The sequence below is a fragment of the Geodermatophilus tzadiensis genome, assembly GCF_003002915.1.
GTDB lineage: Bacteria > Actinomycetota > Actinomycetes > Mycobacteriales > Geodermatophilaceae > Geodermatophilus > Geodermatophilus tzadiensis.
Map to the genome: position 1 here is coordinate 97,822 of NZ_PVTG01000006.1, position 12,792 is coordinate 110,613.

Consider the following 12,792-nt stretch of genomic DNA (forward strand, 5'->3'; position numbering starts at 1 on the left):
CGCGATCCGCGAGCTGGCCCGGCAGCTCGACCTGCGCCCGACCAAGACGCTCGGCCAGAACTTCCTGCACGACGCCAACACCATCCGGCGGATCGTGCGCACCGCCGAGCTGCGCCCCGACGACGTGGTGCTGGAGGTCGGCCCCGGCCTGGGCTCGCTGACCCTCGGCCTGCTGCCCACCGCCGCGGCGGTGACCGCCGTCGAGATCGACCCGCGGCTGGCCGACCTGCTGCCCCGCACCGTGGCCGAGCGGCGACCCGACCTCGCCGGCCGGCTCACCGTCGTGGAGGCCGACGCGCTGCGGGTCACCGGGCTGCCGGACCCCCCGCCGACGGCGCTGGTGGCCAACCTGCCGTACAACGTGGCGGTGCCCGTCCTGCTGCACCTGCTCGAGCTGCTGCCCTCCCTGCGGCGGGCGTTGGTGCTCGTGCAGGCCGAGGTCGCCGAGCGGCTGGCCGCCCCGCCGGGCAGCCCGGCCTACGGCGTCCCGTCGGTCAAGGCCGCCTGGTACGGCCGGGCCCACCGCGCCGGCACCATCGGCCGCCGCGTCTTCTGGCCCGAACCCAACGTCGACTCCGGGCTGGTCGCCCTGGACCGGCACGACCCGCCGCCGGGCGACCGGGCCGCCACCTTCGCCGTCGTCGACGCCGCCTTCGCCATGCGCCGCAAGGGCCTGCGGGCCGCGCTGGCCCGCTGGGCCGGGAGCCCGGCCGCCGCCGAGGCGCGGCTGCGCGCGGCCGGCATCGACCCGGCCACCCGGGGCGAGCAGCTCTCGGTGGCCGACTTCGCGCGGCTGGCCGCGACCACCCCGTGAGCTGGTCCTCGTCCGGCGGTCCCGGGCACACCCGCGGCGACGGCACGGTCACCGCACACGCCCCGGCCAAGGTCAACGTCTCGCTCGCCGTCGGGCCGCTGCGGCCCGACGGGTTCCACACGCTGCAGACGGTCTACCTGGCCGTCTCGCTGCTGGACACGGTCACCGTGCGCCGCGGCGACGGGCTCTCGGTCACCGTCACCGGGGAGGGCACCGGCGGTCCCGACCCGGTGCCCACCGACCGGCGCAACCTCGTGTGGCGGGCCGCCGAGCTGCTCGCCGAGCAGGCCGGCGTGGTGGCCGACGCCGCCATCGCGGTGGACAAGGCGATCCCCGCCGCGGCCGGGCTGGCGGGTGGCAGCGCCGACGCCGCGGCCGCCCTGGTGGCCCTCGACGCGCTGTGGGGGACCCACGCCACCCGCGGCGACCTCACCGCCCTGGCCGCGCGGCTGGGCAGCGACGTGCCGTTCAGCCTCGCCGGCGGGGTGGCACTGGGCAGCGGCCGCGGGGAGCAGCTGACGCCGGTGCTGGCCCGACGGCAGTGGCACTGGGTGCTGGGCATCGCGGAGGGCGGCCTGGCGACGCCGGCGGTCTACGCCGAGCTCGACCGGCTGCGCGCCGCGGGGCGGGCACCCGAGGGCGACGGCGCGCCGTCCCCGGAGCCCGTCGTGGCCGCGCTGCGCAGCGGACCGCCGCGGGCGCTTGCCGCGGCGCTGACCAACGACCTGCAGGCCGCGGCGGTCTCGCTGCGGCCCGCGCTGCGGCGGGCGCTGCGCGCGGCCACCGACGCCGGGGCGCTGGCCGCGCTGGTCAGCGGGTCCGGCCCGACCGTGGCCGCGCTCGCCGAGGACGAGGACGCCGCCGTGCGGCTGGCCGCCGTGCTGGCGGGGGAGGGCGTGTTCCGCACCGTCCGCGTGGTGCACGGCCCCGTCCCCGGCGCCCGCCTCGTGGGCTAGGCGGCGGCGGGCTGCTGGCGCTTGGCGGCCAGGCGGACCGGGTCGGGCCACTTCACCGAGTGCGCCCAGCCGAGCTTCTCGAACACCCAGATAACCCGGGCGCTGATGTCGATCTGCCCGCGCAGCACGCCGTGCCGGGCGCAGGTCGGGTCGGCGTGGTGCAGGTTGTGCCAGGACTCACCGCCGCTGAGGACGGCCAGCGGCCAGAAGTTGGTCGCCCGGTCGCGCGAGGCGAAGGGCCGGCTGCCCACGACGTGGCAGATCGAGTTGATCGACCAGGTGACGTGGTGCAGCAGCGCGGTGCGCACCAGGCCGGCCCAGAAGAACGCCGTCCAGGCGCCGGCCCAGCTGCCGGTGACCAGACCGCCGATCGCGGTCGGCAGGGCGAGGCTCAGGAACGCCCAGACGATGAACAGCCGGCTCGTGACGCGCAGGGCGCCGTCCTTGAGCAGGTCGGGGGCGTAGCGCTCGGCGTTGGTCTGCCGCCGGTCGAACAGCCACCCCAGGTGCGCGTGGAACATGCCCTTGAGCAGCGCGCGGGTGTCGTCGCCGTAGCGCCAGGGGGAGTGCGGGTCGCCGTCGCGGTCGGAGAAGGCGTGGTGTCGCCGGTGGTCGGCCACCCACTGCACCACCGGGCCCTGGATCGCCATGCAGCCCACGATCGCCAGCGCGATCCGCAGCGGCCGGGTGGCCTTGAACGACCCGTGCGTGAAGTACCGGTGGTAGCCCACGGTGACCCCGAGCAGCGGGACGAAGTAGAAGGCGACGAGCAGGCCGACGTCGAGCCAGGACAGTCCCCAGCCCCACACCGCCGGCACGACGGCGGCCAGCGCGAGGAACGGGACGACGACGAAGACGTAGAGCGTGAGCTGCTCGAGGTGTCCCTTCTCCTTGCCCAGCGCGTTGGGCGGCAGGCCGCGGTCGGGGTCGGCCGGGCGGAGGGCCGCGGGCCGGGTGGCCGTCGGCCGGGTGGAGGAGGGAGCGGTCACGGAGTCTCCAGGGGTCGTGCTGCGGGTGCCCGCTCCGGCGCGACGGCCGGGGCTACGAGGCCGTAACCTACGTCACCGCTGCGCGCCACGCCCCGCGAGGCCGGGGAGCGGGAGGTCTGCCGGCCCGGCTCCCGTGCCCCCCGCCCGGGCCGCCCCCTACGCTCGTCCGGTGGCGCCGCACGGGCGGCGCCGCGGTGGGGGATGGGGTAATCGGCAGCCCGCCGGCCTTTGGAGCCGGGAAGTCTCGGTTCGAGTCCGAGTCCCCCAGCAGCGCCGGGGCCGCGCAGCCGGCGGCCCGCCCACCGTCTGAGGAGATCCGTGAGCCCGCAGCAGGCAGTCGCCGCCGTCGTCGTCCTCGCCGCCGGGCAGGGGACCCGGATGCGCTCGGCCACGCCGAAGGTCCTGCACGAGATCGGCGGGCGCAGCATGCTCGGCCACGTCCTGGCCGCGGCCGCGCCGCTGGGGGCCGCGGAGACGCTCGTGGTGGTCGGCGCCGGCCGCGAGGCGGTGGCCGACCACCTGGCCGCGGTCGCGCCGGGGGCCCGGCCGGTGGTGCAGGACGAGCAGCGCGGCTCCGGGCACGCCGCCGCGGTGGCGCTGGCCGCCGTCCCCGACCTGGCGGGGCCGGTCCTGGTGGTCAACGGCGACGCGCCGCTGCTGCGGGAGCAGACGGTCACCGCGCTGGTCGAGGCGCACCGCGCCGCGGGCGCGGCGCTCACCGTGCTCACCGCCCGGGTCGAGGACCCGACCGGCCTGGGCCGGATCGTCCGCGACGGCTCCGGCGCGGTCACCGGCATCGTCGAGGAGCGCGACGCCACCCCGGAGCAGCGGGCGATCACCGAGGTCAACGCCGGCGTCTACGTCGGGGACGCCGCGGCGTTCCGCGGCGCGCTGGCCCGGATCGGCCAGGACAACGACCAGGGCGAGGTGTACCTCACCGACGTCGTCGGCCTGCTCGTCGGCGACGGTGAGACGGTGGCCGGCGCCCCCGCGGAGGACCCCGACGACGTCCTCGGCTGCAACGACCGCCGCGAGCTGGCCGCCCGCCGCCGCACCCTCAACGACCGCGTCCTCGACGAGCTGATGCGCGCCGGCGTCACCGTCGTCGACCCCGCCACCACCTGGGTCGACGTCACCGCCACCGTCGCCGCCGACGCGCTGCTCGAACCCGGCGTCCAGCTCCGCGGGACGACGTCGGTGGCCGCCGGCGCCGTCGTGGGGCCCGACTCCACGCTGGTCGACACCACGGTGGGCGAGGGCGCCAGCGTGGTCCGCTCGCACGTGCTCGGCGCGGTCGTCGGCCCGCAGGCCGTGGTCGGCCCGTTCAGCTACCTGCGGCCCGGCACCGACCTCGCGCGGGGCGCCAAGGTGGGCGCGTTCGTCGAGACGAAGAACGCCCGCGTCGGCGAGGGCTCGAAGGTGCCGCACCTGTCCTACGTCGGCGACGCCACCCTCGGCCGCGGCACCAACGTCGGGGCGGCCACCGTGTTCGTCAACTACGACGGGATGGCCAAGCACCACACGACCGTCGGCGACCACGTGCGGATCGGCTCGGACACGATGCTCGTGGCACCGGTCACCGTGGGCGACGGCGCCTACACCGCGGCGGGGTCGGTGATCACCCAGGACGTCCCGCCGGGGGCCATGGGTGTGGCGCGGGCCGCACAGCGCAATGTGGCAGGCTGGGTGCGCCGCCGTAGGCCGGGCTCCGCCGCCGCGCGGGCCGCCGAGGCGGCCACCGGGCCAGACGTCGGCGCCCAGGCCGACGACGCGGGCGGCGACAGCCCGAACGGACACCACGACCAGTAGGGGCAGTTGAGCCGATGAGCGCCATCCGGCAGACCACCAGCAAGAGCCTGATGCTCTTCTCCGGCCGGGCCTTCCCCGAGCTCGCCGCCGAGATCGCCGGCCACCTCGGCGTCACCCCGACCCCGACCGCGGCCTACGAGTTCGCCAACGGCGAGCTGTTCGTCCGGTTCGAGGAGTCGGTCCGCGGGTCCGACGCGTTCATCGTCCAGAGCCACGCCGCGCCGATCAACACCTGGCTCATGGAGCAGCTGCTCATGGTGGACGCCGCCAAGCGCGCGTCGGCCAAGCGGATCACCGTCGTCGTCCCGTTCTTCCCCTACGCCCGGCAGGACAAGAAGCACCGCGGCCGCGAGCCCATCTCCGCCCGCCTGGTCGCCGACATGTTCAAGACCGCCGGCGCCGACCGGCTGATGACCGTCGACCTGCACACCGCGCAGATCCAGGGCTTCTTCGACGGCCCGGTCGACCACCTCTTCGCCCTCGACCTGCTCGTCGACCACGTCAAGGACCGCTGGGGCGACCGCGACATCACGGTGGTCTCGCCGGACTCGGGCCGCGTACGGGTGTCGGAGCGCTGGTCGGACAAGCTCGGCGGCGTCCCGCTGGCCTTCATCCACAAGACCCGCGACCCGCTCAAGCCCAACGAGGTCGTCGCCAACCGCGTCGTCGGCGAGGTCGAGGGCCGGGTCTGCATCCTGGTCGACGACATGATCGACACCGGCGGCACGATCGTGAAGGCCGCCGAGACGCTGTTCGACGCCGGCGCCGCCGACGTCATCGTCTGCGCCACCCACGGCGTGCTCTCCGGCCCGGCGGTCGACCGGCTCAAGAACAGCCGGGTCAGCGAGGTCATCGTGACCAACACGCTGCCCATCGAGGCGTCCCGCCAGTTCGACAAGCTCACCGTCCTGTCCATCGCCCCGCTGCTCGCCCGGGCGATCAAGGAGGTCTTCGAGGACGGCTCGGTCACGAGCCTCTTCGGCGGCGCGAGCTGAGCTCGTCGTCGGCCCACCGGCCGACACCGCGGCCACGTACCGTCCCCGGCCTGCGCCGAGCTCGTCCGTCGGGGGCGGCTCACGTCGTGCGCCGCGGCGCCGTGGGGCGAACACACGCTGGTGGCCCACTCGCGCGGTGTGAGGGGGCCACTGGCGTGTGCTCGGGTCGTCCTGCGTCCGGGCGGCCGGGGTGCAGCGCGTACACTCGTCGGAAGCCCGGCGAGGGAGCGGTCCGTCCGACTCCGTGATCGACGTGCGTGTGCTCCTCGTGAGGTGTGCCGCGCGCGGCCGCCGGCACACCGGCCGACCCACCTGAGGAGCACACCACCGTGGCTGACTTCCGCCTCGCCGCCGAGGCCCGCACCGAGTTCGGCAAGGGCAGCGCCCGCCGGACCCGCCGTGCGGGCCGCGTCCCCGCCGTCCTCTACGGGCACGGCCAGGACGTCGTCCACCTGTCGCTGCCGGCCCGCGAGTTCGCCGCGGTGCTGCGCAACGGCGGCACCAACGCCCTGATCACCCTGACCCTCGACGGCCAGGAGCACCTCGCGCTCACCAAGGCCGTGCAGCGCGACCCGCTCACCCGCGTGCACGAGCACGTCGACCTGCTGGTCGTCCGGCGCGGCGAGCGCGTGACCGTCGACGTCCCCGTCGTGGTCGTGGGCGAGGCCGCCGCCGAGACCCTCGTCAGCGTCGAGCTGAACACCGTCTCGGTCGAGGCGCCGGCCACCTCGATCCCCGAGACCATCGAGGTCGACGTCACCGGCCGCGCCGCCGGCAACGGCGTCACCGCCGCCGAGCTGTCCGTGGGCGGTGGCGCCACGGTGCTGACCGACCCCGAGGCGCTGGTCGTCAACCTCATGGCCGCCCCGAGCGCCGAGCAGCTCGACGCGGAGCTCGCCGAGGCCGAGGCCGAGGCCGGCATCGAGCGCGAGGAGTCCGCGCCCGCCGAGTCGGGCGTCGGCCAGGGCGACGTCGTCCCCGAGCCGCTGGCGCAGGGCAGCGGCGAGTCGGTCGAGTCGACCGAGAACAGCTGAGGTCCCCGCTGACCGAGAGCACCACCCGCAGGGGCGCCGGCACCGCCGGCGCCCCTGCGGCGTCCGCTCCCTCCGAGGGGCCCTTCCTCGTCGTGGGCCTGGGCAACCCCGGCCCGGGCTACGCCGGCAACCGGCACAACGTCGGCGCGATGGTCCTCGACGAGCTCGCCGCCCGCGCCGGGGTGAAGCTGGCCCCCGGCAAGGGGGCGCGCGCCCGCGCGCTGTCCGGCGAGGGCCGGCTGGCCGGTCGCCGCGTCGTCCTCGCCCGGCCGACGGCGTACATGAACGAGTCCGGCGGGCCCGTCCGCGGCCTGCTCGACTACCACAAGCTGCCGGCCACCGACCTCGTCGTCGTCCACGACGAGCTCGACATCCCCTTCGCCGCGGTCCGGCTCAAGCGCGGCGGCGGTGAGGGCGGCCACAACGGCCTGCGCTCCATCAGCCGGGCCACCGGGACGAAGGACTACCTGCGCGTGCGGGTCGGCATCGGCCGCCCGCCCGGCCGCCAGGACCCGGCCGACTTCGTCCTCAAGGACTTCTCCGCCACCGAGCGCAAGGAACTCGACCTGCTCGTCGCGGAGGCCGCCGACGCCGCCGAGGAGCTGGTCGCCCTCGGTCTGGAGGCGGCGCAGAACGTGGTGCACCCCCGCAGCTGACGGGTGGGCCACCCTCCCCTTCGGGGTGAACGGTCACTCTCCGCATTGACCCTGCGATGACCCTCTGTGAGTGTCCTCCGTGCGTCGGGGGACGTGTCTCCGGTAACGGGACACGAGACGAGTGCACGCTCCGTGACTGCTCCGCCCTCCGCGCACGCAGAGTGACGCAGTCCGAGGGGGAGACGTGCTGCTGGACCACCGAGGTGCCGGACGGGCCACCACCCGCCGCCCACCCATGCCGCGACCGGCGCCCGACGACCTGACGGGCGCCCTGCCCGCCGCGGTCCCCGCGACCCGGCCCTGGGCCGGCCGGTACACCGCCGGGCTGGTGACCCTCGACGTCGCCGTCGCCGCGGCGGCCGCCAGCGCCGTGCTGCTGGCCCGCCCGACGCTGCTCGCGGACGTCGCCCCGCTGGCCTGGGCGGTCGCCGTGCTGGTGGCGGCCTGGCCGCTGCTGCTCGCCGGGACCGGCGCCTACGACGAGCGGGTCCACGGCACCGGCAGCGACGAGTACCGCCGCGTCGGCCGCGCCGGCCTGCTGCTGCTCGCGCTGACCAGCACCGTGTCCTACGCCGCGCAGCTCGACCTCAGCCGCGCGCTGGTCGTGCTCGCCATCCCGTCGCTCACCGTGCTCACCCTCGCCGGGCGCGTCGTGGCCCGCACCCACCTGCGGCAGCTGCGCGCCCAGGGCCGGTGCACCAAGCGGGTCGTCGTGGTCGGCCGCGGCGGCGCGGTCGTCGAGCTGGCCACGCGGGTGCGGCGGGAGAACTACGCCGGGCTGGAGGTGGTGGCCGCCTGCGTGACGCCGGAGAGCCGCGAGCTCGTCGCCGGGGCCCTCGGGGTGCCGGTCGGCGGCCTCGACGACGTCGCCGCGACCGCCGCCCGGCTCGGCGCCGACACCGTGGCGGTCACCTCCGCCAGCGAGACCGCCGCGGAGTACCTGCGCCGGCTGTCCTGGCAGCTCGAGGGCACCGGGGTGGAGCTCCTCGTGGCGCCGGGCCTCATCGAGGTGGCCGGACCGCGGCTGCACATCCGCCCCTTCGAGGGCCTGCCGCTGCTGTCGGTCGAGCAGCCCCGCTTCGCCGGCTGGCGCCGGGTGGCCAAGGGCTGCGTGGACCGCGTCGCCGCCGCGCTGGCGCTGGTGGTCGTCGCGCCCGTCCTCCTCGCGCTGGCCCTCGCCGTCCGGCTGGACGGTCCCGGGCCGGTGCTCTACCGGCAGGAGCGGGTCGGGGTGAACGGTCGGCGCTTCACCATGCTGAAGTTCCGCAGCATGGTGGTCGACGCCGACCGCCGGGTCGAGGAGCTCGCCGCGCTCAACGCCTCCGACGGGCTGCTGTTCAAGGTGCGCGCCGACCCGCGGGTCACCCGCGTCGGGCGCTGGATGCGGGCCCTGTCCCTCGACGAGCTGCCGCAGCTGCTCAACGTGCTCGGCGGCTCGATGTCCCTCGTCGGCCCGCGCCCGCCGCTGCCGCGCGAGGTGGCCCGGTACGACTCCTCGGTCAGCCGCCGGCTGCTGGTCAAGCCGGGCCTGACCGGCCTGTGGCAGATCTCGGGCCGCAGCGACCTGTCCTGGGAGGAGAGCGTGCGGCTGGACCTGCGCTACGTGGAGAACTGGTCGCTCGCGCTCGACGTGCTGATCCTCGTCAAGACCGTGCGCGCCGTCCTCAGCCGCTCCGGCGCGTACTGACCGCGCCGCTCCGCTCACCCCACCCCGCGGGGTGAGGCGCCGCCCGGCGCCCGCTCCCTAGCGTCGTCCGCACCCCCGGCCGGAGGGCTCTGCCCTCCGCCGGACCGACCGAACGGATGGACCCGATGGACCACCTGAGCATCGCCATGCTGGGGACCCGCGGCGTGCCGGCCCGCTACGGCGGCTTCGAGACCGCCGTCGAGGAGGTCGGCCGGCGCCTCGTCGAGCGCGGGCACCGGGTGGTGGTCTACTGCCGGACCGTCCCGGGCACCGACCGGTACCCCGCCGAGCACCTGGGCATGGAGCTGGTGCACCTGCCCGCGGCCCGCCGCCGGTCGCTGGAGACGCTGAGCCACTCGGCCCTGTCGGTGCGCCACCTGCTCACCCACCGCACCGACGCGGCCTTCGTCTTCAACGCCGCCAACGCGCCGCTGCTGCCGGCGCTGCGGGCCGCGCGCATCCCCGTGGCCACCCACGTCGACGGCCTGGAGTGGAAGCGCGCCAAGTGGAACGGCGTCGGCCGCCGCTACTACCGGGTGGCCGAGTCGCTCGCCGTCCGCTGGTCCGACGTGCTCATCGCCGACGCGCAGGGCATCGCCGACTACTACCGCGACGCCTTCGCCGCGCCCACCACGCTGCTCACCTACGGGGCCCCGCTCATCACGCCCGGCCGCTCCCGGCTGGCCGAGCTGGGCCTCGAGCCCGGCGGCTACCACCTGGCCGTGGCCCGCTTCGAGCCGGAGAACCACGTCGACGTCGTCGTCGAGGGCTACGCCGCCAGCGACGCCGCCCTGCCCCTGGTCGTCGTCGGCTCGGCGCCCTACGCCGACGACTACACCCGCCGCGTGCACGCGCTGGCCGACCACCGGGTCCGCTTCCTCGGCGGCGTGTGGGACCAGGAGCTGCTCGACCAGCTCTACGCGAACTGCTGCACCTACCTGCACGGCCACTCGGTCGGCGGCACCAACCCCTCTCTCCTGCGCGCCATCGGCGCCGGCGCGGCGGTGACCGCCTACGACGTCGACTTCAACCGCGAGGTCGTCGGCGACGCCGGCCGCTACTTCCGCACCGCGGCCGACGTGGCCCGCGAGGTCGCCGCGGTCGAGGCCGACCCCGGCTGGGTGGCCCGCGCCGGCCGGTGCGCCCGGGAGCGGGCCCGCGGCTACGACTGGGACGAGGTCGCCGTGGGCTACGAGGACCTCGCCCGCGACCTGGCCGGGCGTCGCTTCCCGGTGCGGCGACCCTCCGGACGCCGGACGGCGACCGCCGCGGACGCCCCCACCCGCCCCGTGCCCACTGTCCCCACCGGTGCCCCGGTGCCCGCGGTGGTGCCGCCGCGGGCCGGCCGCAGCCCGGAGCGTCCCCTGGCCGCCGCGCTGGTCGCGGCCTCCCTGCTGTCCCTCCCCCCGCGGACCCGGATCTCCAGGAGCTCGTCCCGATGAACGCCCCGCGCCCCGACGCCCGCCCGCGCCCGCGCCGGGTGGTGCTCCTCGCCACGCTGGCCGCGGTCGTCGTCCTGGCCGGGCTGGCACTCGTCCTGGGCCGCGGCGGCTCGGCCGAGCCGGCGTCCGCCGCGCCGGACGCCGCCACCTCCGGTGGCCCGGCGGCCGCCCCGTCGCCGGACCCGCAGACTCCCGTGCCGGTCGTCCCCGGGCCCACCGAGGGCGGGGACCAGCCGCCTCCCGTCCTGTCGGCCGTCGGTCTCGACGAGCCGGCCGCGGTCGGGGACGGCGTCCGCGCCACGGTCCGGTCCGTCGAGGCGATCGACGGCACCGGCTACGGCCCCGGGAACATCGCCGGGCCGGCGTTGCGGGTCACCGTGCGGCTGGACAACGGCACCGCCGAGCCGGTGTCCCTGGACGGCGTCGCGGTGGACCTCGCCTACGGCGCCGACTCGACCCCCGGCTCACCGCTGGACGACCCGTCGCGGGCACCGTTCTCCGGCACGCTCGCGGCCGGCTCCTCCGCCGAGGGCGTCTACGTCTTCACCGTGCCCGCCGACCAGCGGGACACGGTCACCGTGCAGGTCGGCTACCGGCCCGGCGCGCCCGTGCTCGCCTTCACCGGCGCTCCCTGAGCCCCGGCCGGCCGAGCCCCACCACACACAGACCACCCGCCGGTGCCCCCGCCCGGCCCGCCCTCGGCGGGCCGGGCGGGGGCACCGCTCGCACCCCAGGAGGGGACCGTGGCAGCCAGCACCGCGACGACCACCGGCGGGCCGGCGCCGCACCGCCCCGGGCCAGCCCCGGCGCTGCCCGGCGGCGCGCTGCCCGGCGGCGCGGTCCTCCGGCGGTGGGTGATCCGGCGGGCCGGGGAGCTGCGCGGCCGGCCCCTCGCCATCGACGAGCGGATCGGCGTGGGGTACCTCGCCTCGCTGGTCGTCGAACGCGGGGTGATGGCCGCGCGCGGGGCGGTCCGCTTCCCGGGCCGTCCGTCGCGGCCGTTCGTGGGGCGCGGCGTCCGCCTGCGCGGCAAGCGGCAGCTGACCCTGGGCCGCGGCGTCACCCTCGGGCACGGCTGCCTGGTCGACGCCACCTCCGTCGAGGGCGTGCACCTGGGCGACGGCGTCACCGTCGGCCGCAACACCCGGGTCGAGTGCACCGGGAGCGTGGCGACCCTGGGTCGGGGCCTCGTCGTCGGGGCCGGGGCCGGGCTGGGGTCGGACAACCTCTACGGCTGCGCCGGCGGCGTGCGCATCGGCGCGGACACCATCGTGGGCGAGTTCGTGTCCTTCCACTCCGAGGACCACGTGTTCACCAGCCGCGAGGTCCCCATCCGCGACCAGGGCGTCACGCACCGGGGCATCGAGGTCGGCGCCGGCTGCTGGATCGGGTCACGGGTCACCGTCCTGGACGGCGCCCGGATCGGCGACGGGTGCGTGATCGCCGCCGGGGCGGTCGTGGTGGCGGGGGAGTACCCGGCCCACGGCGTCTACGGCGGCGTGCCCGCCCGGCTCCTCCGGATGCGTCCCGAGGACTGAGCCGGGCCGGCTCCCCGCGACCGTCGGGGTCCCGCGCGGGGTCAGCGCGCCGCGTCGAGGGCGGCGAGCTGCCGGCGCCAGCGCACCAGGCCGGCGGCGAGGTAGGCCGTCGTCCCGAGGAGGAGGACGGCGTAGGCGACGAGGAAGGCCGGGAGCCAGCCGAACAGGGCGAAGGCCACGCACAGCAGCCCGTGGTCCGCGGGCGCGGTGAGGAAGGACCGGGCGGCCGACCGGGGACCCGGCTCCGCCGTCGCCCCGGCCCCCGCCCCGCGGCGCAGCTGGTCGGTCAGCACCGTGCCGAAGAACACGACGGTGGTCACCAGCCCGAAGGCGGCCGGCAGCACGAGCAGCGCCGGCCCCGCGGGCTCGGCGAAGCGGTAGAAGGACACCAGGACGGCGAGGTGGACCGCCGCGCCCTTGGCGCAGTCGATCATGTGGTCCAGCCACTCACCGGTCAGGGTCCCGCCGCCGCGCAGCCGGGCCAGCTGGCCGTCCGCGGAGTCCAGCGCGTACCCGGTGACGAGCAGCAGCGCCGCGACCACGCCCACCAGGGGCGTCGGGCGGGCGGCCGCCACCAGGCCGATGCCGGCGAAGGTGACCACCCCGCTCACGGCGGTGACCTGGTCGGGCGTCAGGCCCACGCGCGCGGCCACCGCCGCCAGGCGGCGGCCCAGGGGGCGGTTGACCCACCGGGAGTACAGCGGGGCGTGGTGCGACGGCTTGCCCGCCGCACGCAGCTCGGCCATCGTCTCGGCGATCGACCGGCGGGGCGGCGCTGCGGACGGCGCTGCGGACGGCGCTGCGGACATGGCGTGACTCCTCGGTCGGCGGACCGGGGTCGTCCCCCCGGGACGGCGGAGGCCGCGCACCGG

General features: G+C 76.7%; 12 protein-coding genes and 1 tRNA gene. 11 read left to right on the forward strand and 2 right to left on the reverse strand.

From position 1 onward, the window contains the following. The first annotated feature begins 13 nt into the window (after positions 1 to 13). Together rsmA and LY71_RS10190 are read left to right on the forward strand one after the other, a co-directional pair. Entirely contained in the window at positions 14 to 814 is an 801-nt protein-coding gene (rsmA, locus tag LY71_RS10185; RefSeq protein ID WP_281261599.1) for a 16S rRNA (adenine(1518)-N(6)/adenine(1519)-N(6))-dimethyltransferase RsmA, read from the forward strand. Continuing rightward, the gene (locus LY71_RS10190) at positions 811 to 1,770 is read left to right on the forward strand and encodes a 4-(cytidine 5'-diphospho)-2-C-methyl-D-erythritol kinase (RefSeq protein ID WP_106276961.1); all 960 of its coding nucleotides are present in this window, start codon (positions 811 to 813) and stop codon (positions 1,768 to 1,770) included. Before rsmA ends, LY71_RS10190 begins: the two co-directional genes overlap by 4 nt. Here the strand turns inward: LY71_RS10190 and LY71_RS10195 are convergent. Next, positions 1,767 to 2,759 (reverse strand): acyl-CoA desaturase, encoded by a 993-nt coding sequence (locus tag LY71_RS10195; RefSeq protein WP_106276963.1) that lies wholly within the window; start codon positions 2,757 to 2,759, stop codon positions 1,767 to 1,769. The two genes, LY71_RS10190 and LY71_RS10195, sit on opposite strands and share 4 nt — an antisense overlap. Positions 2,760 to 2,954: 195 nt before the next feature. On the opposite strand from LY71_RS10195, the gene LY71_RS10200 reads away from it, so the two are divergent. The 9 genes from LY71_RS10200 to LY71_RS10240 all read left to right on the forward strand — a co-directional run bounded on the left by LY71_RS10200 (position 2,955) and on the right by LY71_RS10240 (position 11,920). Next, a tRNA-Gln gene (locus tag LY71_RS10200) sits at positions 2,955 to 3,027 on the forward strand. 50 nt (positions 3,028 to 3,077) lie between these two features. Next, positions 3,078 to 4,568 (forward strand): bifunctional UDP-N-acetylglucosamine diphosphorylase/glucosamine-1-phosphate N-acetyltransferase GlmU, encoded by a 1,491-nt coding sequence (gene glmU / locus LY71_RS10205; RefSeq protein ID WP_106276965.1) that lies wholly within the window; start codon positions 3,078 to 3,080, stop codon positions 4,566 to 4,568. 14 nt (positions 4,569 to 4,582) lie between these two features. Further along, positions 4,583 to 5,563, forward strand: a complete 981-nt coding sequence (locus tag LY71_RS10210; protein WP_106276967.1) for a ribose-phosphate diphosphokinase — start codon at positions 4,583 to 4,585, stop codon at positions 5,561 to 5,563. 329 nt (positions 5,564 to 5,892) lie between these two features. Next, positions 5,893 to 6,597 (forward strand): 50S ribosomal protein L25/general stress protein Ctc, encoded by a 705-nt coding sequence (locus tag LY71_RS10215; protein ID WP_106277199.1) that lies wholly within the window; start codon positions 5,893 to 5,895, stop codon positions 6,595 to 6,597. A 92-nt stretch (positions 6,598 to 6,689) separates the two neighbouring features. Then, entirely contained in the window at positions 6,690 to 7,253 is a 564-nt protein-coding gene (pth, locus tag LY71_RS10220) for an aminoacyl-tRNA hydrolase (RefSeq protein WP_106276970.1), read from the forward strand. A 235-nt stretch (positions 7,254 to 7,488) separates the two neighbouring features. After that, a complete protein-coding gene (locus LY71_RS10225) occupies positions 7,489 to 8,940 on the forward strand; it encodes a sugar transferase (protein ID WP_245887811.1) in 1,452 nt (483 codons plus the stop codon). Positions 8,941 to 9,065: 125 nt separating this feature from the next. Continuing rightward, positions 9,066 to 10,382 carry a DUF1972 domain-containing protein gene (locus LY71_RS10230; RefSeq protein WP_245887812.1) on the forward strand — a complete coding sequence of 439 codons (1,317 nt, stop codon included), beginning with the start codon at positions 9,066 to 9,068 and terminating at the stop codon, positions 10,380 to 10,382. Next, a complete protein-coding gene (locus LY71_RS10235) occupies positions 10,379 to 11,017 on the forward strand; it encodes a hypothetical protein (RefSeq protein WP_106276974.1) in 639 nt (212 codons plus the stop codon). Before LY71_RS10230 ends, LY71_RS10235 begins: the two co-directional genes overlap by 4 nt. Positions 11,018 to 11,125: 108 nt before the next feature. Next, positions 11,126 to 11,920: an acyltransferase gene (locus LY71_RS10240; RefSeq protein ID WP_106276976.1), complete on the forward strand. Its 795-nt coding sequence runs from the start codon at positions 11,126 to 11,128 to the stop codon at positions 11,918 to 11,920. 41 nt (positions 11,921 to 11,961) lie between these two features. Here LY71_RS10240 and LY71_RS10245 read toward each other — a convergent pair whose 3' ends face one another. Then, positions 11,962 to 12,729 (reverse strand): CDP-alcohol phosphatidyltransferase family protein, encoded by a 768-nt coding sequence (locus tag LY71_RS10245; protein ID WP_106276978.1) that lies wholly within the window; start codon positions 12,727 to 12,729, stop codon positions 11,962 to 11,964. Positions 12,730 to 12,792: the final 63 nt, after the last annotated feature.

Coding starts and splice junctions, on each gene's coding strand:
- LY71_RS10210 (WP_106276967.1), top strand. CDS start 4,583: ATGAGCGCCATCCGGCAGACCACCAGCAAGAGCCTGATGCTCTTCTCC.
- LY71_RS10225 (WP_245887811.1), top strand. CDS start 7,489: ATGCCGCGACCGGCGCCCGACGACCTGACGGGCGCCCTGCCCGCCGCG.
- LY71_RS10230 (WP_245887812.1), top strand. CDS start 9,066: ATGGACCACCTGAGCATCGCCATGCTGGGGACCCGCGGCGTGCCGGCC.
- LY71_RS10235 (WP_106276974.1), top strand. CDS start 10,379: ATGAACGCCCCGCGCCCCGACGCCCGCCCGCGCCCGCGCCGGGTGGTG.
- LY71_RS10245 (WP_106276978.1), bottom strand. CDS start 12,729: ATGTCCGCAGCGCCGTCCGCAGCGCCGTCCGCAGCGCCGCCCCGCCGG.